Source organism: Umezawaea sp., from assembly GCF_057122925.1.
Map to the genome: position 1 here is coordinate 51,172 of NZ_DBNGPQ010000138.1, position 18,274 is coordinate 69,445.

Sequence of the window (18,274 nt, forward strand, 5' to 3'; positions counted from 1 at the left end):
TGAACAGCGCTACTCGGGAGCGTCGGCGGACACGAGTTAAGGCTTGGGCACGAGCGCAGGTAGCTCGGGCGGTGGTGTCCGACATGAGCGCAGCCGTCGACGGCCACCAAGCCGAAGCCAACACCTTCCCGATTCTAGCTCCGCGGGATGGCAAACACCACCTTGGCGAGGTGTCGTTCGAGGAAGCCGTCACGGTGCCGATGCTGCTTGCTCGGAACGTCGAAGAGATTGATCCGCCGCTAGCGCGGCGGTACATGCGGGACGACATGCCGACGAGGGAGATCGTGGTGTGGCGGGGAGAGCCATCACCTGTGTGGACGGAACCTACGGCACAACCACTTCCAGCCTGGTTCAGGGAGCCAACACAGCGGTCAACATTGAAGAGGTAAAGCCTGGCTGACGCAGCTTGGCTGAGATGTCCCAAAGGAAGCCTGTTGCCACTACCTAGGGTGACAGGCTTCCTTAGCGCGAAAGGAGCTGTAACAAATTTAACCGACAGATTGATAAAATAGTGCTGAAATATAAAAATGGAACAGCATCAACAGTGCGAGCAGGAACCAGAGGCGGCGCTCATCGAGAGAGCAGTCTTGCTAGCCTCAGCGTTTGAATGGGCTTATGTTGAAAATCCTGATATACCGTACGGCGGTACGCCAAACCCCACCGAAGACCTATCGAAATACATTGATGACCTTCCTAATGACAATCTTCCGCTTGCGCTGCACGTCTTCCAATTTTTAGGTCGCAGCGAAAACCCAGATGTCCGTCACTACATGACCGGCCTACTGGGCCCACTCTTCGACGCTGATTTAGACATGGGCATCGCGATAACAGGCAAGCTAATGCTTGACCATGTCCCCCGCGTTCGGACAGCAGCGTTTAATTCGCTAATGGATAATGTCATTCCCTACGAAGATAAACTCCTGTTTTCCCAAGTTGAGGGGCCAATCAACAAGTATCTCGAAATGTGGCACCCTACAGCTTTCCGTCCGAATAAAAAAGACAAATAAGCCTGATCACCCTTACTCTCCAAACTGCCACGCGATACCGACTAGGCGCGCGGGACGCATCGGTTTAGTAAACTCCATCTCATAGATATCAGTCGGCAATCTAGGGAGTCGCTTGTTTTCGTTAAACGGAAAATCTGGGTGGGTAGCTGTCATAATTGGATAGGGTGACTCAAGCCACCACACGCGTTCGGGGTGTTCATTGGCTCTAAATTCAACTGACAGCAACACTCTTTCGGTATGAACCATCTGCTGTTTGAGGACCATACCTACATCTTCAAACGTACTGCCGTCTGCGGTTATGTAGAACCGGAACGAAGCCCTCTCGCCTTCTTGCAAGGCTTCCGGAAGTTCAATGTGGAACACATACGAGTTTCTGGCGTGCCGCAGTACCCGTGCAACTCTAGCCGGAGCCTCTACGCCTATCCTGATGTTCTTAATCGGCGACTCTGGATCTTCATCGAAGCTGTAAGGAAAGACTCTGAATCCTGGCGCTGTAGCACGCACAACCCGAGAAAGTAGCGTCCGTTCAATGCCGCGAGTCTGACCTATGATATAACGCTCTTCGAGATTCAGCACGTGCAGCGCATCTTGCGCAACACGTACTACATCGGGGTGGTTACTTACGCGGGCGTGCAGTACCCCGGTGAGCACCAGCGCCTCATCGATGATGAAACCTTCGTCGTGGTACAAGCTATTCTGACCGCTCGGAATCTCAACAAGGACAAGAGCAGGCAGCATCCGCACCCGCTCAAGGGCAACCTATTTTGTGCCCGGTGCGGCCGACGCATGGGGATTACCTCACCCACCAATCGTTACGGCATAACTTACTCCTACTTCTATTGCCTTGGCCGTCAGAAGGACAACAACAGTTGTGAACAGACTTTCGTACCCATCGCCACGATTGAAGAGGAAGTCGCCAACTACTTCCGCCGCGTACGCATCCCGCAGGATCGTTTGGCCAGACTGCGGGCAGAGATCACGTACGCATTTGAGGGCAAGCACGATGATGCCGCTGCTGCCATCGACAAGCAGCAAGCCCGCTTGCTACGGCTGAAGCAACGGGCACAAAAGAACCGTGAGGCCTACTTCGCCGACGCGCTCAGCCTCGATGAGTTCAAGGCTGAGCAAGATCAGACTAACGGCGAGATTGCCGCTGCCGAGAAGGCCATTGCTAAGTGGTCGCTGACGCTCGAATCCATCGAGCAGAGTCTTGACCACGCGCTGAGCCTCATGGTCGATCCGTACCGGTTCTTCGTAGAGGCACCCGATGCCCTGAAGCTTCTGCTGACGCAGGCCATCTTCGACAAGCTGTGGGTGATGGACGCCGTCATCGTTGGCTCGGAGCTGACCGATGCCTACTTCGAGCTGATGACCTTGGACGCTCGTATGGCTGACGTGGACGCTGCCGCTGAAGACGACCCTGACGGCTTGAGCCTCGCTCCGACACCTCGTGCCTACTACCGACGCCGTGCGGCGCTCAGCGACAAGCTGAGCGAGGACGACGAGTTCACCGCCCTCATGCAGCGGCTATGGGTGGAGCGCCCACGTGGGCCGATACCCCTGGACAAGCAAGAAGCCGCCTCCCCGGAGGGGAGACGGCTTCTTGATCAACCGGGTTTGAACCAAACTCATCTGGTCGGGGTGACAGGATTTGAACCTGCGACCTCTTCGTCCCGAACGAAGCACGCTACCAAACTGCGCCACACCCCGGTTCGAACGAGGTGAACTCTACCGGACGTTCCCGCCTACTCCGAATCGGGTCTCCCTAAGTGATCCAGACCCACCCTGACCTGCGTCGACAGGTCGCGCCACGAGGGTGAGGAGGCTGGCCTCCGGTGGGCACGCGAAGCGCACCGGCGCGTACGGGGAGGTGCCCAGGCCCGCCGAGACGTTGAGCCACATGTGCGAGCCCCAGCGGGAGACGCCGCGGGCGCGGGCGCGGTCCAGGTCGCAGTTCGTCACGAGCGCGCCGTAGCCGGGGACGCGGAGCTGGCCGCCGTGCGTGTGGCCCGCCATGACGAAGTCGTAGCCGTCGGCCGCGAACGGGTCCAGCACGCGGGGTTCGGGGGAGTGCGTGACGCCGAGCCGGAGGGCCGCGTTCCCGTCGGCGGGGCCCGCGATGTCCTCGTAGCGGTCGCGCTTGAGGTGCGGGTCGTCCAGACCGGCCGCGAACACCGTCTGACCGGCCACCTGGAACGTCCTGCGCACGTGCGTGAGGTCCAACCACCCCCGCTCCACCATCGCGGCCCTGAGGTCGCGCCAGGGCAGGTTGATGCCGTGCACGCGCTTCGTCTTCGCCGACGGCAGCAGGTACCGGACCGGGTTCTTCGGGCGGGGCGCGAAGTAGTCGTTGCTGCCGAACACGAACACGCCGGGGCGGGCCAGCAGCGGGCCCAGCGCGCGCACGACCGCGGGCACGGCCTGCATGTGCGCGAGGTTGTCGCCGGTGTTCACCACGAGGTCGGGTTCCAGCTCGTCCAGCGCGGCCACCCAGCGCTGCTTGGACTTCTGGCCGGGCAGCATGTGCAGGTCGGAGATGTGCAGCACCCGCAGCGGCGACGAGCCCGGCGCGAGCACCGGCACGGTGGCCCGGCGCAACGTCCAGTGACGTCTCTCGATGCCCGCCGCGTAGGCGAGGGTGGCGGTCCCGACGGCGGTCGTGGCGAGCAGTGCGCGGCCGAACGTGTTCACGTCAACGAGCCTACGGGCGTCGACCGATGAGGAGTAATCGCCTGTTCCCGGTACCGTTCGGCCTCATGGCGGAGCTGAAGACACGGTTGCAGAACGACCTCACTGCCGCGATCAAGAGCCGGGAGACGGTCAAGGCCGGAGCCCTGCGCATGACGTTGAGCGCGATCACCAACGAGGAGGTCTCGGGCAAGAGCGCGCGCGTGCTCTCCGACGACGAGGTCCTGAAGGTGATCACCCGTGAGGTGAAGAAGCGCAAGGAGGCCGCCGAGGCCTTCGCGGGCGCGGGTCGCGCCGAGCAGGCGGAGCTGGAGAAGTCCGAGGGCAGCATCCTGGAGGGCTACCTGCCCGCGCAGCTCGGCGACGACGAACTGGTGGCGCTCGTCGACGAGGCGGTCGCCGAGGTCGCGGCCCAGCTCGGCGAGCAGCCGGGCCAGCGGCAGATGGGCCAGGTCATGAAGGCCGTCAACGCCAAGGTCGCGGGCCGCGCCGAGGGTGGCCGCGTCGCGGGCGCCGTGAAGGCGAAGCTCGCGGGCTGACGGCCCCGCCTCCGACCGCCCGCGGCGGTCGGAGGCACCACGGCGGTCAGCCGCTCGGCTCCACCGGGATCGTGATGCCGCCCGGCGGTGGCTCGCCCTGGCCCGGCGGCTGCCCCTGGCCCGGCGGCTGCCCCTGGCCCGGCGGCGGTTCCTGACCGGTCGGCGGCGGCACCGGCTCGTCGCTGGTCTGCGGTGGCGGCACGTAGCCGGAGCTGATGAACAGCACGATCGTGGCGCCCTTCAGCGCGTTGCCGCGGGGCGTCTGGCTCACCACCGTGCCCTTGGTCTGCTCGGAGTTCCGGTCCTGCGTGCTGACCTTGTACCCGGCCTCCTCCAGCGTCCTGGTGGCGTCGTTGACGTTGCGGCCGACGACGTCGGGGATGCGGATCTCGCTGCCGCCCTTGAGGTACCGCTCGTCGGTCGGCGGCAGCGGCTTGGCGGGGGAGTCGCCGAGGACGCGGGTCATGGTGTCGAACCACGTGCGCGCCGGGACGGTGCCGCCGTAGATGTCGCCGTTGCCGCACAGGCGGGGCTTGCCGCCCACGCAGATGCCGCGCGGCTCGATGCCGTCGTTGAAGGTCTGCACGGACGCGGCGTAGTCGGGGGTCGCGCCGATGAAGGCCGCCGACTTGTAGTCCTCGGTCGTGCCGGTCTTGCCGAGCATCGGGCGCTTCCACTTGAACTGGGCCGCCGCGGCCGCCGCGGTGCCGCCGCCCTGGTCGTCCTTGCTCATGCCGGTCGTGAGGGTGTTCGCCAGCGGTTCGGCCACGACCTGCTCGCACGGCTGCTCGTTGACCGGCACGGGCTTGCCGTAGCGGTCCAGCACCTGCTGCAACGGCGTGGGCGGGCACCACTTGCCGCCGCTGATGAGCGTCGCCGCCACGTTCGCCAGCTCCAGCGTGCTCACCGGCGCCGGGCCGAGCGTGAAGGAGGCGTTGCCGCCGTTGCCCTTGTAGAACTCGGCCTGCGAGATCCGCAGCTCCTGCTGCTTGGCCTTCGAGTCCGGCCGGACGCCCGCGATGTTCGTCGCCAGCGTCTCGCGCATCCCCAGCCGCGACGCCATGTCGACGACGGCCTCCATGCCGAGCTGCTCCTCCAGGATGACGAACCCGGTGTTCGGGGACGTCTGGAGCGCGGTCTGCAACGACATCGACGCCGGGTAGGAGGTGGACGCGTTCTTCAGGCAGTACCAGCGGGTGTCGGGCTCACCGGTGGGCGGGCACTTGTCGCCGCCGCCCTTGAACACCCGTGACGTGTGCGACGCGGGGGTGGCGATCGTGTTCTCGATCCCCATCCCCTTCTCCAGCGCCGCCGCCGCCGTGAAGGTCTTGTAGATCGACCCGGCGCCGAACTTGTTCTCCACGCCGCTGGGCAGGTCGAACTGGGTCTGGTTCGCCTCGGCCTTGAGGCCGTAGTCGCGGTTCGCGACGAGCGCGACCACCTCGTGCTTCTCCGTGCCCGGCCGCACGATCGCCATCGCGTTGGCGATGCCGTCGGTGTCCTTGGAGACCTGCGCCTCGGCGGCCTGCTTGGCCTGCTCGGTGATGCCGCGGTCCAGCGTGGTCCGGATGGTGTAGCCGCCGGTCTTGAGCTGCTCCTCGCTGAACCCGTTCTTCTGGAGGTAGTTGATCACGTACGAGCAGAAGAAGCCGTTCTCCGGGCCCGCGCCGACGCAGCCGTTGGGCGGGGTGCGCACCGGCACCGCCAGACCGAGCGGTTCCTTCTTCGACGCCTCGCCCGCGTCGCGGGTCAGCTTGTCGTTCTCGACCATCTTGTCGATGACCTTGTTGCGGCGTTCGAGCGCCTTCTCCGGGAACACCTCGGGGTCGAGCGCCGACGGGCTGTTCACCATGCCCGCCAGGACGGCGGCCTGCGGCACGGTCAGCTTGTCCGGCGTCGTGTTGAAGTACGCCTGGGACGCGGCGGCGATGCCGTAGATGGTCGAGCCGAACGGCACCACGTTGAGGTAGCGGGCCAGGATCTCGTCCTTGCCGAGCTTGCGCTCCAGCTGGATGGAGATCCGCGCCTCGCGGGCCTTGCGGGCGATCGTCTGCTCCTGGGCCTTCTGCTGCTCGACCTTGTTGTTCCGGGCGACGACGTGCACCAGGTAGTTCTTCACGTACTGCTGGGTCAGGGTCGACGCGCCCTGCGAGACGCTGCCGCCGACCTGGTTCGTCACGGCCGCGCGCAGCGTGCCCTTCCAGTCGACGCCCTGGTGCTCGTAGAACCGGCGGTCCTCGACCGAGACCAGCGCCGCCTTCATGGTCGCCGAGATCTGGTCGGGCGGCGTCAGCACCCGGTACTGGTCGTAGAGGTAGGCGATCGGCGCACCGTCCTTGTCCGTCACCGTGGTGATCAGAGGGGGATCGGTGGTGACCAGGTCCGCGGAGATGCTGTCGACCGTGTCGCTGGCTCGGTTGGACACGACTCCGAGCGCGCCCACGGCTGGGAACAGCGTGCCGGCGAGGAGGACGCCGGCAAGCAGACACAGGCCGAGCAGCTTCAGCAGGCCGTTCCTGACTCGCACGGCGGCCAGCGTACGCGGCACCTGAACGGGTGAGAGTGACCCACGACACTGATTACCGAGGATGAGTAGACGTACTCAAGACAGATAACAGGTGCGCAACCCAGGGTTGGAGGTGGAACCAGAAGCACCTAGAGTTCGTCAACGTCCAAGTAAGGCGCCGACGGTCGACCACTCACGTGGTGACCCTACGGCATCCGCGGCAGGGGTGTGGCGGATTTCGGAGTTTGGACAGCTCAAACGAGGTGGGGGTTATGGACCAGGGGGATTGGCGAATCAATGCGTCGTGCCGCGAGGAAGAGCCGGACCAGCTCTTCGTTCGGGGTGCGGAGCAGCGCAAGGCGAAATTGGTGTGCCTCGGCTGCCCGGTGCGGACGGAATGTCTGGCCGAGGCCCTGGACAACCGGATCGAGTTCGGTGTCTGGGGAGGGATGACGGAGCGTGAGCGTCGGGCACTGCTGCGGCGCAGGCCGGACGTCACGTCCTGGCACGAACTGCTGGACACGGCGCGTCAGGAGCACTTCGTCGACGTCGACGTGGACGTCAGGGTGAGCTGACCGCCCACCGCGGGCTCACTCGCCCGCCAGCCTGCGCCCGATCTCGTGCAGACCGTCGAGGTCGTGCACGTCGGTCGGCAGCGCGGGCACGCCGACCAGCGCCACACCGGGGTGCGCCTTCGTGAACCGCGCGATCAGGCGCTTCTCCCGGTCGGCGACGGCCACGCGGTCCGCGTGGAGGCGGAGCACGGCCGCGGCCAGGGGCGCGTCACCGGCGCGCTCCAAGCCGTCGGCCGCCGCTTCCGCCCTGGTGGCGGACAGCGTGGCCAGCACGGGGTGCGTGCGGTTGGCGACGAGGCCGATCAGCGGCATCCCCTCCTCGCCGAGCCGCTCCACGAAGTAGCTGGCCTCCCGCAGCGCGTCCGGCTCGGCCGCCGCGATCACCAGGAAGCCGGTGCCCGGCGAGCGCAGCAGCTCGTAGGTCTTCTGCGCGCGCTGGCGGAAGCCGCCGAACATGCTGTCGAACGCCTGCACGAACGTCGACGCGTCCTGGAGCAGCTGCCCGCCGACGATGGTCGACACGGCCTTGGTGAACAGCCCGAACCCCGCTCCGACGATCTTGCGGATGCCGCGGCCACCCGCGCGGGCGGGCGCCGACAGCATCCGGATCAGCCTGCCGTCCAGCACGGTCGACAGGCGCTGCGGCGCGTCCAGGAAGTCCAGCGCGGACCGGCTCGGGGGCGTGTCCACGACGATCAGGTCCCACTCGCCGTCGGCGACGAGCTGGCCCAGCTTCTCCATCGCCATGTACTCCTGCGTGCCGGAGAACGACGTCGAGATGGTCTGGTAGAAGGGGTTCGCCAGGATCTGCTCGGCCCGCTCGCGGCCCGCGTGCGCCAGCACCATGTCGTCGAACGTGCGGCGCATGTCCAGCATCATCGCGTGCAGCTCACCCTTGGGCTCGAAGCCCTCGGTCGTCACCTCGCGCGGGCTGTTGTCCAGTTCCCGCAGGCCCAGGGACTGCGCGAGCCTGCGCGCCGGGTCGATGGTGAGCACGACCGTGCGCCGCCCGCGCTCCGCGGCCCGCACCGCGAGGGCGGCGGCCGTCGTCGTCTTGCCCACCCCGCCCGAACCGCAGCACACCAGCACCCGCGTCTCCGGGTCGTCGATCAGCGCGTCGACGTCCAACAGCGGTGGCCTCACCGCACACCCCGCTCCACCATCAGCTCTGCCAACTCGTACAACGCGGCCAGGTCGATGCCGTCGGTGAGCTCCGGCAGCTCCAGCGACGGCAGGTCCGACTCCTCCAGCTTCTCCTTCGCCTCCAGCTCCATCGAGACCCTGATGGCGTGCTCCACCGTCTCCTCGACCAGCCCGTCGACGGTCTCGGCGTCCAGGTCCAGCCCGGCCGCCTCCAACCCCGCGCGGACCCGGCTCGCGTCCACCCGACCCCCCGCCGCGGCGACCACGGAACGGGCGGGCAGCCGCGCCGTCCGCACCCGGTTGAGCAGCACGGCCCCCGGCCGCAGGTCGGCCCCGTCCAGCTCGGCCACCGCGTCCAGCGTCTCCCGGACCGGCATCTCCTCCAGCAGCGTGACCAGGTGCACCGCGGTGTCGCCGGAGTGCAGCAGGTTCACCACCCCGTCGCTCTGCCCCTTGATCGGACCGACCTTCGCCAGGTCCGCCATCGCCTTCGTGACGTCCAGGAACTGCACCACCCGACCCGTCGGAGGGGCGTCCAGCACGACGGCGTCGTACTCGTGCCGCCCGGACGGGCCGGTGCGCCGCACGCACTCCTTCACCTTGCCCGTCAGCAGCACGTCCCGCAGACCGGGCGCCAACGTCGTGGCGAACTCGATCGCCCCCATCTTGCGCAGCGTACGACCGGCGAAGCCCAGGTTGTAGAACATGTCCAGGTACTCCAGCAGCGCCGCCTCCGGGTCGACCGCCAGCGCCCGCACCTCGCCACCACCGGGCGCCGAGGCGATGCGCTCCTCCGAGTACGGCAGCGGCGCCCGGTCGAAGAGCTGGGCGATGCCCTGGCGACCCTCGACCTCGACCAGCAGCACCCGACGACCACCGGTCGCCAGCGCCAGCGCGAGCGCCGCCGCCGCCGTCGTCTTCCCGGTACCGCCCTTGCCGGTGACGACGTGCAGCCGTGCTCGGGTGAGTTCCTGGGTCCAACCAGTCGCGGGGAATGCCACCTGGTCAGCCTAAACGCGCGTGCTCCACCGCGTTGGTCAGTCCATCATCGTGATGAAGAACACCGCCATGGCCGTCGCGGCCACCACGCCCCACGTGACGACCGACGGCAGCCAGAACGCGATGGCGGTCGCGAGGACCGCGACCACCGCCAAGCCGATCACCCCGGCCCGCACGACCTCGGCGTGGCTCGTGCGCTTCCGGTCGCGGACCTGCGCCATGGCCACGAGCACCATCACCAGCCCACCGAGCACGAACAACCCGGTGGCTACCGCGCGCCACGTTTCCATTGGATCAAGGTAGCTGCGCGTAGCCGTTCCGGGCAGGGTCTTCACCCGCCCGCCGGACGGCTAGGCTCCCCGCCATGACTAAGTGGGAGTACGCCACGGTCCCGCTGCTGATCCACGCCACGAAGGCGATCCTGGACCAGTGGGGCGCCGACGGCTGGGAACTGGTCACCGTGATCCCGAACCCGACCGGTGAGCAGCACGTCGCCTACCTGAAGAGGCCGAAGGCATGACGACCTGGTCGAAGAAGCTCGCGGACCTGGGCATCGAGCTGCCCGCCGTGGCCGCGCCGCTCGCGGCCTACGTGCCCGCGGTGCGCACCGGCTCGTACGTCTACACCTCCGGCCAGCTGCCCTTCGTGGACGGCGCCCTCGCCGCGACCGGCAAGGTCGGCGCCGACGTCAGCCCCGAGGAGGCCAAGCAGCACGCCAGGACGAGCGGCCTCAACGCCCTCGCCGCCGTGCACGCGCTGGTCGGGATCGACAACGTCGTCCGGATCGTCAAGGTCGTCGGGTTCGTGGCGTCCGCCGAGGGCTTCACCGGCCAGCCCGCGGTGGTCAACGGCACGTCCGAGCTGCTGGGTGAGGTTTTCGGCGAGGCGGGCGTGCACGCCCGGTCCGCCGTGGGCGTGGCCGAGCTGCCGCTCGGCGCCCCCGTCGAGGTAGAGCTGGTCGTCGAAGTCCGCTGAGCCGTGAAGGCCGGGTCGTGAAGGGCGTGATGTGAGATGTCGGACACCGAGTGGGCTTGCCACGAACTGCTGCTCCGGTTGGCCGGGCGGCTGCCGGACGACATCCTGTGGCGCTTCCGCGACTGGGCCGCGACGGACGCCGTCGTGGTGCTCGCACGCGCTCTACCGCGTGCTTTGCTGCACGACCGGATCGGTCTGACGGACCTGGAGATGAACCTCCTCGCTGACGCTGTGCTGTCAAATGGAGCCGATCGGGCGATGCTGAGTTCCGTCGAAGGGGTGGACGAACTCTCCGAATCCCGCTACACCTTCACAGCAGAATCACCCGATCGTGTTTCGATGGGGGATTCAGCGACCGCGGTGCTCGGTGCCACGCTGCGCGGTCGCCAGGGGGTCGGAGAGGTCCGGTCCAGCTGGCGGCAGGGCGGTGGGGACCAGGTGGCCAGGCGAATCGTCCTGATCGCCGCGACCGCGGACCACGCCCGTCTGACGGGCGAGGTCCAGCGGGTGCTCCGCGCACTGGGTGAACACGACCCGTGCGTCGAGGTCGTACCGCTCGGAATGGAACTGCCGCCCTACCACCAGGCGGCACTGGCGGCATCGGAGCCGATCTGCACCGGCGCCGAGGTCGATGGGCACCTGGTGCCCGTGTAGCGCTCGTCGATCGGCGGGCCGGAAGGAGAACAGGCGTGGCGAACGACGTGGAACTGCCCGTCCGGCTGCACGATCTCCTGTTGGCGCTGGCCGGTCGCGTCGATGACGACGCGCTGTCCCAGGCGCGGGAGCTGCTGGCCGTCGCGGAACCGGATCGGGCCGTGGAACTGGTCGTGGGCGCCCTGCTCGCGGGCCGGATCCCGGTCACCGACGCCGAACGCGGCCGGATCACCGACCTGCTGGACGAGCTGAACTCGGCGCGCTCGCTCGCCGACCTGCTCAACGTGGTCGACACCCTCCCCGTGCCGAGACACCGCTTCTCGGCCGAGTCCGACCCGGCCGACGGCGTCGCGGACGCGTTGGCGAAGGTCGTCACGAGCCTCCCCGACATCCGCTCGGTCATGTGCGTCTGGCGCTCGACACCCGCGGGCGCGTCACCCGGCCCGCTGCCGCAACGGCTCGTGCTGGTCGACATCGGCCCGCAGGGCTACGCCCCGGCCACCGCCTACCGGATCGACCGGGCGCTCCGCAGGGCCCGCCTCAGCGCCGCCGTCGAGGTCCTGAGGCCCGCGACCCAGCTCAGCGACTACCACGCGGCGGCCGTCACCACGGCCCGCGAGGTGAAGTTCAGCTCCTCGTCCTCGGGCGGTGGCCACCGGGACGAGTCCGGCGCCTGGTTCGACGGGCCGGAAGACGTTCGGGACCAGGCACCGGTGGTTGAGCCGACACCGGTGCCGGAGATCCCCGAGACCGGCTCAGAGTCCCCCAGACGCAACCGCGGCGAGGCCTACGAGGGCGGCCAGCCGTTCCCGCCGAAGCCGGTGAAGCGGGTCGTCCGCGACGCCGTCGAACCGGTCGAGGAACCACCGCTGCCGCCCGCGCTGAGCCCACCGACCCCGCCCCCGGTGTTCCACAACGCCGAGGTGACGATGGAACTGGGCCCGGACGACCTGGCGGCGCTCCAGGCCGCCCTGGCCGACCCGAACGGCCTGCCGCCCGGCGCGTCGGTCGCCGTCGAGGCCACCCCGGCCGCGGACGCGAAGCTGAGCGACCGCGAACGGGCGCTGCTGCAACAGCTCCACGAGGAGCTGGCGCAGCGCGAGGACCCGCCCGCGCAGGACGGCGACGCGGGCCAGTGGCAGATCGACCGCTCCGGCACGCAGGGCTCGTTCCAGCCGCCCGCGTGGATGGGCGCGCAGAACAAGGGCGACCTCGTCAACGGCGGCAAGCAGAACAACGGCCACCCGCCCTACCCGGCCTGACGCACGACCTCCGCACGCGCCCGGCTCCCCCTGGGGACCGGGCGCGTTGCTGTGCCGGGGGTCCGGATCCGGCAGCCGGATGATCACTCTCCGTCGCGATCGGGTCCGGGCTCCGCGGTCGGTCCCGCGCCTCGCTCGGCCACCGGTCGACCACGGGGTGTGACCGCTCGCCGTTCGTCTCGCGGTGGGCGATGAATGTGAGGAACAGTCAATTCGCCGGGCCGCGAATGATCGGAAGTGTTCCCCAACTTCACTCAAGATCACTCCACTGCGCACGGCGACGGAATTGTCAGACCTTCCCCGTAACGTGGAATTCGGGGGCCCATCCCTCGCGCGCGTGGTGGGGGTCCCCCCGATTTCCAGCGTAGCGCGGGGGTCCGACAAGATCGTTCCACTGGTTTCCGGCACGTTCGTTCCAGGAAATTGGGCCGGGAATGAGCCTGCGCGGGTTGGGGTTTCGGGTGGCGCGCGCAAGTTTTCGATCAAGATGAGCGTTGTTCGGGCGAGACGATCCGGTTCGCGGCCTCCCCGGCGGGGGCGGGGAGGCCACCGCGGCGCTCAGCCGCCCGCCCGGTCACCCGCCAACGCGATGATCCGCTGGAGGTGGAGGCCGCGCCGGACGTCGAGCGGGTGCTCGACGGTGCCGCTGTGGACCATGGCGACGAAGTCGTCGAGCAGCAGGGTGTAGCAGTCCTGCGCGGACGTGCCGCTGGTGGACAGCCTGCGGTAGCCGTGCTCGCCGTAGACGGTCACCTCGGCGACCGGCGGTCGCAGCGGCACCGTCATGGACATCGTGACGGAACTGGTCGCGCCGCCCTCGTGGGCGAAGATCAGTCGCCACAGACCGGTGGCCGAGACGGTCGCGGCCGTCACGTCGGTGATGCGGCCCAGCGCGACGTCGAGCAGGTCGAACACGTGCGGGCCGAGGTCGTGCAGGGCGCCGCGCTCGTGCCGCCACGGCGAGTGGGAGTACGGGCCGTCCAGCAGCGCGCCGGACAGCCACTGCGCGTCCGCGCCGGTCCAGCCGCCGGTGCGGTGGAGCTGCGCGAGCAGCTCCTTGGTCTCCGGGGCGTACCGGCGGGTCAGCAGCACCAGCGACGCGACCCCGGCCCGTTCGACGGCCGAGGCGAGCCGTTCCGCGTCCTCCACCGTGGACGCGATCGGCTTCTCCAGGATCAGGTGCCTGCCCGCCTCCGCCGCCCTGGTGGCGATCTCGGCCTGCACCTCCGGCGGCACGGCGAACGCGACCGCGTCCACACCGGACAGCAGCTCGTCCGGACTGGACGCCACGTCCGCGCCGTGGACGGCCGCGATCCGCGCCGCGGCTTCGGGCTTGCGCGCCCACACCGACGCGAGCCGGGTGCCGGGGTGGTCGGCGATGCCGGGCGCGTGCACCGCGGTCGCCCACGGGCCCGCACCGATGAGTCCTACGCGCAGTTGTTCTTCCACGGCCCCATCCTGCCCCTCAGCCCCCGCCGGCGGTCTCCGGCACGAAGATCTCGCCGCCGCCGTCGAAGCGCAGCCGGGTGCCGCCGTTCTCGAAGACGGCGTCCGGGTCGCTGTCCCAGCCGCGGGGGATCGGCACGACGGCGCCGCGCGACTCGTCGGGACCGATCCACACCTCGTAGCTGGTCGCGCCCGCGATGCTGTCGACCCTCTTGACGAACACCCCCGGCCCGCGCGCCGACTGCGGCGTCGAGTGCACGGTCGTGCGGTCGGGGATGAACAGCACCACCCCGGCGACGGCGGTCAGCACCGTGCCGAGGATCGCGCCGAGCATCATCACCAGGATCTTGACCAGGCAGCCGGTGACCAGTGGGCGGGAGTCGGAGACCATCGGCCCATCCTGCCCGGTGCCCGGAAGTAGGCTCGTCGGCATGCGCGAACTCCCCGCGGACATGGTGCTGCCCGAAGGAATGGTGCCCGACGAGCCACCGGCGACCCCGGTCGTGCCGAAGGACGCCGCGACCGTGGTCCTGATCCGCGACACGGAGGCCCGCCCCGAGGTCTTCCTCCAGCGCCGCGTCACCGGCATGGCCTTCGCGGGCGGCATGACCGTGTTCCCCGGCGGCGGCGTCGACCGCCGCGACGCCGACACGTCCGTCTCGTGGACCGGCCCCGACCCGGCCTGGTGGGGCCGCTGCTTCGACTGCGACCCCGCGCTGGCCACCGCGCTCGTCTGCGCCGCCGTCCGCGAGACGTTCGAGGAGTCCGGCGTGCTGCTCGCCGGTCCGGACGCCACCAGCGTCGTCGCCGACACCCGCCCGTACGCCGACGCGCGCCGGGCGCTGGAGAAGCGCGAGGTGTCGCTGGCGCAGTTCCTCTCCGAGGCCGGTCTGGTGCTGCGCGCCGACCTGCTGCGGCCGTGGGCGCACTGGGTGACGCCGATCGAGGAGCCGAGGCGCTACGACACCCGGTTCTTCGTCGCGGTCCTGCCCGAAGGCCAGCGCGCCGACGACGTGACCAGCGAGGCGTCCGACGCGCTGTGGCAGACGCCCGCCGCCGCCATCGCCGACTGGCGCGAGGGCCGCCGCGGCCTGATGCCCCCGACCTGGGCGGCGCTGGCCGACCTGGACGAGTTCGACAGCACCGCCGCCGTGATGGCCGCCGACCGCACGGTGGAGAAGATCATCCCCAGGGTCGTCCGCAGGGGTGGCGAGCTGCACGTGGTGCTGCCCGGCGACCCCGAGTACCCGACCGCCGGAACCGACAACGAGGTGGGACGACGATGAGCCGGTTTCCCGCGATCGGCCACCAGGCCCAGCACCCGGCGTACGGCATCCTGCGCCGGGTCACGCCGGTCGCCTCGGTGATGCTCGCCGACAACCCGTCGATCATGACGCTCGACGGCACCAACACCTGGCTCCTCAGAGCCCCGGACTCGGTGTCGTGCGTGGTCGTGGACCCCGGTCCGCTGACCGAGGCCCACCTGACCAGGATCGCGGCCTGCGGCCCCGTCGCCACGGTGGTGATCACCCACGGCCACCCGGACCACGCCGAAGGAGCCCGCCGCTTCGCCGAACTGGTCGGCGCCCCGACCCGCGCCATCGACCCGGACCTCTGCCACGGCGCCGACCCGCTGTCGGACGGCGACACCATCGCCGCCGCGGGCCTGCGCCTGCGCGTGCTGGCCACCCCTGGCCACACGGCCGACTCGCTCTGCCTGCTGCTGGACCACGAGGGCAGCTCGGCGATCCTCACCGGCGACTCGGTGCTGGGCAGGGGCACCACGGTCGTGGCCCACCCGGACGGCAAGCTGGCCGACTACCTGACGTCCCTCCACCGCCTGGCGGACCTCCCACCGGGCACCGTCGCCCTACCCGGCCACGGCCCGGAACTCCCCGACGCGGCCGAAACCGCCCGCCGCTACCTGACCCACCGCGAGCAGCGCCTGGCCCAGGTCCGCGACGCGGTCGAGCAACTGGGCGGTGGAGCAACGGCCAGGCAGGTGGTCGAGGTCGTGTACGCCGACGTGGACCGCTCGCTCTGGGGCGCCGCCGAGTGGTCCGTGGAAGCCCAGCTGGAATACCTGCGCACTGAAGGCTGATCTGCCTGGTTGAGCAGGGTGGGGTGGGGCAGGTTGGGCGGGGTTAGCTGGCTGAGCAGTGGCCGGGCAGGTAGGGCAAGGGCAGACAGGTAGGGCAAGCCATGCGGGGCAAGGCAGTCAGGCAGGAACGGCTGACTGGCAGGGCAAGGCTGGTAGGCAGGGCAAGGCAGGCAGGGCTGGCAGGCGGGCAGGGCTGGCAGGCGGGGCGAGGCAGTCAGGCAGGAACGGCTGACTGGCAGGGCAAGGCTGGTAGGCAGGGCAAGGCTGGCAGGCGGGCAAGGTAGGCAGGCAGGGGGTGAGGGGAAGGCTGGGAGGCGGGGAGGGCAGGTTGGGCGGTGCTGGCTGAGCGGTGGCAGGTGGGCTGGGTGCAGGAGATCCTGCGGACAAGCGCCAGCGCCGAGCAGCCGCAGCAAGCGGCGTACTGCCGACAAGCCGACAGCCACCCGCGGTGAAGCACTGCCCACGGCGCGCCCACCCTGGACAGGTGACCACCCCTGATCAGCCCTAGCCGCACAAAAGCCGGGTCTTCCCTTCCCACTGCACCCCGCCCCGGCCCTCAGGACCTCAGGCCACCGTCCTCAACGGCACGACGAGGTACGTCAGCTCCACCCCGTCGTCCCCGGCGGGCGACGTCAGCACGGTCGACCGGAGACCGTCCTGGATCCGCAGCTCGATGCGCTTCCCCGTGAACGCCTTCAGCGCGTCGCTCAGGTACCGCGCCTGGAACGTCTTGGTCAGCCGGTTGCCGTCGACGGTGGCCTTGACGGACTCCTCCGACTCGCCGTTCTGCGGGTCGCTGCCCTTGACCCGCAGTTCGCTGTCGTCGACCTGGATGGTCACCGAACCGTGCGGGCCCGCGTACGGGGTGGCTCTGCGGACCGCGCCCGCCAACGCGTCCGCGTCGACCAGGACCGTGCTGTCGATGACCGCCTCCAGGAGTTTCCGTGCTCGATCGTCGGGGAAGGGAGCGGCCAGCAGCGCCGTGCTGACCGAGCCGCCCGGCCAGGAGAGGCCGAGTCGGTCGAGGTCGGCTCGGAGCGAGACCTGGTCGCCGGGTGAGGGTTGGCGGACCACGTCGGCCAGCAGCGCGGCCGGGGCCAGGACGTCCAGCGGGCCGGTGGGCTGCCACGGGAGCGTCGCGAACGCCATCCGGTACCGGTCGGTGGCCAGCAGTTCCAACCGGTCGTCGACGGCGTGCACGCGGATGCCGGTGAACACCGGCAGCGCGTCGTCGCGGGACGCCGCACCGGCCACCGGTAGGACGGCGGCGGCCAGCGAGGCGGCCGACACGTGCCCGGCCAGCGTGGGCAGCGGCGGCACACCGGGGTGGGCCGCGACCTCCAGCAGCGGCAGGGCGAAGCGGGCGTTCGAGGTGCGCACGGCCAGCCGCGACCCCTCCACGACGAGTCTCACCTGGGGCGAGTCGAGCGTGCGGAGCGTCTCCGCCAACGGCTTGGCGGGCACCAGCACCGTGCCCTCGGTGTGCACGGTCGCGTGCCGCACGAGGCGCACGGCCCGTTCCCGGTCGCTGCCCGCCAGTTCGACCTCGCCCGCCCCCGTCGTGCGCAGCACCAGGCCGGCCAGCACGGGGTCGTGCACCCTGGTCGGCAGGAGTCGGGCCACCTCGGCGGCGGCGCCGGCCAGGTCGGCTGTCGTGGCGGTGAGGTCCATGGTGCGCACGCTAGCGACGGGGTCCGACAATTCTTTGTCGTGCGAGGTCAGGGGCCGTCCGACTAGCGTGTGCCCGGTGAAGAGCGAACCGGTGCCGATGCCGACCCTGCGAGGCCGCGTCCTTGGGGGGAAGCTCCGCGACCTGCGGGAAGCGACCGGCTTCACCGTCGAAGCGGTGGCGAAGCGGCTGGACATCGTGGAAGCGCGCGTCCAACGCCTGGAGGACGGCGTCACCCCCGTGTGGATGCCCGACCTGCACGCCTACTTCCACGCGCTGCGCATCGAGCGCAGGCTGCGGGACGTGCTGATCGGTGAGGCCGTGCGGGCGCGCGACCTGTACCTGGAGTGCGACTGGGGGCCGGAGGCCGAGTCCGTCCTGACCCTGCTCGGGCAGACCGCGGAACGGGTGGACGTGCTCAGCCCGCACGCGGTGCCGACGGTGCACGTGAAGGACCCGAGCCGGTGCACGGTCTTCACCAGCGAGGGCGCCATGCCGAGCGACCAGCCCGGCATCACCGTCCGCCGGATCCCGTTCGCCAAGGGCGCCTACCCGGGGATCGGCCACCCGTGCACGCTGTTCCACATGCCCAAGGGGCCGTCCGTGGTCTACCTCGAACACGTGCACGCGGCCACCTTCATCGAGGAGCCCGACGAGGTGCGGGCCGCGCGCAGCGTGTTCGAGCGGCTGGACGTGTTCCTGGCCTAGTG

Annotated in this window: 21 protein-coding genes, 1 tRNA gene and 1 pseudogene; 12 read left to right on the plus strand and 11 right to left on the minus strand. The window is 69.3% G+C overall.

What is annotated here, in order from left to right; translation table 11 throughout:
* Nucleotides 1-83 precede the first annotated feature (83 nt).
* The 3 genes and pseudogenes from AC156L_RS30975 to AC156L_RS30985 all read left to right on the plus strand — a co-directional run.
* Complete coding sequence (locus AC156L_RS30975; RefSeq protein WP_330875552.1) at nucleotides 84-389, plus strand: hypothetical protein; 306 nt, start codon at nucleotides 84-86, stop codon at nucleotides 387-389.
* Between the two features lie 138 nt (nucleotides 390-527).
* Complete coding sequence (locus AC156L_RS30980; protein ID WP_330875553.1) at nucleotides 528-1,007, plus strand: hypothetical protein; 480 nt, start codon at nucleotides 528-530, stop codon at nucleotides 1,005-1,007.
* Nucleotides 1,008-1,619: 612 nt separating this feature from the next.
* Nucleotides 1,620-1,874, plus strand: a pseudogene (locus AC156L_RS30985) (recombinase zinc ribbon domain-containing protein); the annotation flags it as partial.
* Here AC156L_RS30985 and AC156L_RS30990 read toward each other — a convergent pair.
* The 4 genes from AC156L_RS30990 to AC156L_RS31005 all read right to left on the minus strand — a co-directional run bounded on the left by AC156L_RS30990 (nucleotide 1,806) and on the right by AC156L_RS31005 (nucleotide 3,698).
* The gene (locus tag AC156L_RS30990; protein WP_330875555.1) at nucleotides 1,806-2,042 is read right to left on the minus strand and encodes a hypothetical protein; all 237 of its coding nucleotides are present in this window, start codon (nucleotides 2,040-2,042) and stop codon (nucleotides 1,806-1,808) included. The pseudogene AC156L_RS30985 and the gene AC156L_RS30990 sit on opposite strands and share 69 nt — an antisense overlap.
* Nucleotides 2,043-2,051: 9 nt before the next feature.
* Entirely contained in the window at nucleotides 2,052-2,225 is a 174-nt protein-coding gene (locus tag AC156L_RS30995) for a hypothetical protein (RefSeq protein WP_330875556.1), read from the minus strand.
* 415 nt (nucleotides 2,226-2,640) lie between these two features.
* Nucleotides 2,641-2,717: transfer RNA gene (locus AC156L_RS31000), tRNA-Pro, on the minus strand.
* Nucleotides 2,718-2,735: 18 nt separating this feature from the next.
* Nucleotides 2,736-3,698: a metallophosphoesterase gene (locus AC156L_RS31005; protein WP_330875557.1), complete on the minus strand. Its 963-nt coding sequence runs from the start codon at nucleotides 3,696-3,698 to the stop codon at nucleotides 2,736-2,738.
* 65 nt (nucleotides 3,699-3,763) lie between these two features.
* Between AC156L_RS31005 and AC156L_RS31010 the strand changes: the two genes are divergently transcribed.
* The gene (locus AC156L_RS31010) at nucleotides 3,764-4,234 is read left to right on the plus strand and encodes a GatB/YqeY domain-containing protein (protein ID WP_330875558.1); all 471 of its coding nucleotides are present in this window, start codon (nucleotides 3,764-3,766) and stop codon (nucleotides 4,232-4,234) included.
* A gap of 46 nt (nucleotides 4,235-4,280) precedes the next feature.
* Here the strand turns inward: AC156L_RS31010 and AC156L_RS31015 are convergent, their stop codons facing one another.
* Entirely contained in the window at nucleotides 4,281-6,761 is a 2,481-nt protein-coding gene (locus AC156L_RS31015) for a transglycosylase domain-containing protein (protein ID WP_330875559.1), read from the minus strand.
* Between the two features lie 251 nt (nucleotides 6,762-7,012).
* Between AC156L_RS31015 and AC156L_RS31020 the strand changes: the two genes are divergently transcribed.
* A complete protein-coding gene (locus AC156L_RS31020; RefSeq protein ID WP_330875560.1) occupies nucleotides 7,013-7,315 on the plus strand; it encodes a WhiB family transcriptional regulator in 303 nt (100 codons plus the stop codon).
* Between the two features lie 15 nt (nucleotides 7,316-7,330).
* Here the strand turns inward: AC156L_RS31020 and bagB are convergent, their stop codons facing one another.
* Genes bagB through AC156L_RS31035 form a run of 3 tightly spaced genes read right to left on the minus strand, consistent with a single transcriptional unit; the run spans nucleotide 7,331 to nucleotide 9,747 of the window.
* The gene (gene bagB / locus AC156L_RS31025) at nucleotides 7,331-8,458 is read right to left on the minus strand and encodes an ATPase BagB (protein WP_330875561.1); all 1,128 of its coding nucleotides are present in this window, start codon (nucleotides 8,456-8,458) and stop codon (nucleotides 7,331-7,333) included.
* Nucleotides 8,455-9,459: an ATPase BagA gene (bagA, locus tag AC156L_RS31030; protein ID WP_330875562.1), complete on the minus strand. Its 1,005-nt coding sequence runs from the start codon at nucleotides 9,457-9,459 to the stop codon at nucleotides 8,455-8,457. Before bagA ends, bagB begins: the two co-directional genes overlap by 4 nt.
* Before the next feature lie 36 nt (nucleotides 9,460-9,495).
* Complete coding sequence (locus AC156L_RS31035; RefSeq protein WP_330875563.1) at nucleotides 9,496-9,747, minus strand: hypothetical protein; 252 nt, start codon at nucleotides 9,745-9,747, stop codon at nucleotides 9,496-9,498.
* 74 nt (nucleotides 9,748-9,821) lie between these two features.
* On the opposite strand from AC156L_RS31035, the gene sp36 reads away from it, so the two are divergent.
* From sp36 to AC156L_RS31055, 4 genes are read left to right on the plus strand one after another with little or no spacing between them, the layout of a single operon-like run.
* A complete protein-coding gene (sp36, locus tag AC156L_RS31040) occupies nucleotides 9,822-9,977 on the plus strand; it encodes a Sp36 family protein (RefSeq protein WP_259628849.1) in 156 nt (51 codons plus the stop codon).
* Nucleotides 9,974-10,432, plus strand: a complete 459-nt coding sequence (locus AC156L_RS31045; RefSeq protein ID WP_330875564.1) for a RidA family protein — start codon at nucleotides 9,974-9,976, stop codon at nucleotides 10,430-10,432. Before sp36 ends, AC156L_RS31045 begins: the two co-directional genes overlap by 4 nt.
* Nucleotides 10,433-10,468: 36 nt before the next feature.
* Complete coding sequence (locus AC156L_RS31050; protein ID WP_330875565.1) at nucleotides 10,469-11,086, plus strand: hypothetical protein; 618 nt, start codon at nucleotides 10,469-10,471, stop codon at nucleotides 11,084-11,086.
* A 35-nt stretch (nucleotides 11,087-11,121) separates the two neighbouring features.
* Nucleotides 11,122-12,348, plus strand: coding sequence for a hypothetical protein (locus tag AC156L_RS31055; RefSeq protein WP_330875566.1), 1,227 nt, complete (start codon nucleotides 11,122-11,124; stop codon nucleotides 12,346-12,348).
* A gap of 558 nt (nucleotides 12,349-12,906) precedes the next feature.
* On the opposite strand, the gene AC156L_RS31060 is transcribed toward AC156L_RS31055, so the two are convergent.
* Nucleotides 12,907-13,797 (minus strand): Gfo/Idh/MocA family protein, encoded by an 891-nt coding sequence (locus AC156L_RS31060; RefSeq protein ID WP_330875567.1) that lies wholly within the window; start codon nucleotides 13,795-13,797, stop codon nucleotides 12,907-12,909.
* Between the two features lie 16 nt (nucleotides 13,798-13,813).
* Nucleotides 13,814-14,185 carry a hypothetical protein gene (locus AC156L_RS31065; RefSeq protein WP_330875568.1) on the minus strand — a complete coding sequence of 124 codons (372 nt, stop codon included), beginning with the start codon at nucleotides 14,183-14,185 and terminating at the stop codon, nucleotides 13,814-13,816.
* A gap of 40 nt (nucleotides 14,186-14,225) precedes the next feature.
* Between AC156L_RS31065 and AC156L_RS31070 the strand changes: the two genes are divergently transcribed.
* On the plus strand, nucleotides 14,226-15,080 hold the full coding sequence (locus tag AC156L_RS31070; RefSeq protein WP_330875569.1) for an NUDIX hydrolase: 855 nt from the start codon (nucleotides 14,226-14,228) through the stop codon (nucleotides 15,078-15,080).
* Nucleotides 15,077-15,895, plus strand: coding sequence for an MBL fold metallo-hydrolase (locus AC156L_RS31075; RefSeq protein ID WP_330875570.1), 819 nt, complete (start codon nucleotides 15,077-15,079; stop codon nucleotides 15,893-15,895). The genes AC156L_RS31070 and AC156L_RS31075 overlap by 4 nt, the downstream gene beginning before the upstream one ends.
* A gap of 564 nt (nucleotides 15,896-16,459) precedes the next feature.
* Here the strand turns inward: AC156L_RS31075 and dnaN are convergent.
* Nucleotides 16,460-17,566: a DNA polymerase III subunit beta gene (gene dnaN / locus AC156L_RS31080; protein ID WP_330875571.1), complete on the minus strand. Its 1,107-nt coding sequence runs from the start codon at nucleotides 17,564-17,566 to the stop codon at nucleotides 16,460-16,462.
* 76 nt (nucleotides 17,567-17,642) lie between these two features.
* Here dnaN and AC156L_RS31085 point away from each other — a divergent pair, with 76 nt between their 5' ends.
* On the plus strand, nucleotides 17,643-18,272 hold the full coding sequence (locus AC156L_RS31085; RefSeq protein WP_330875572.1) for a Scr1 family TA system antitoxin-like transcriptional regulator: 630 nt from the start codon (nucleotides 17,643-17,645) through the stop codon (nucleotides 18,270-18,272).
* Nucleotides 18,273-18,274 lie beyond the last annotated feature (2 nt).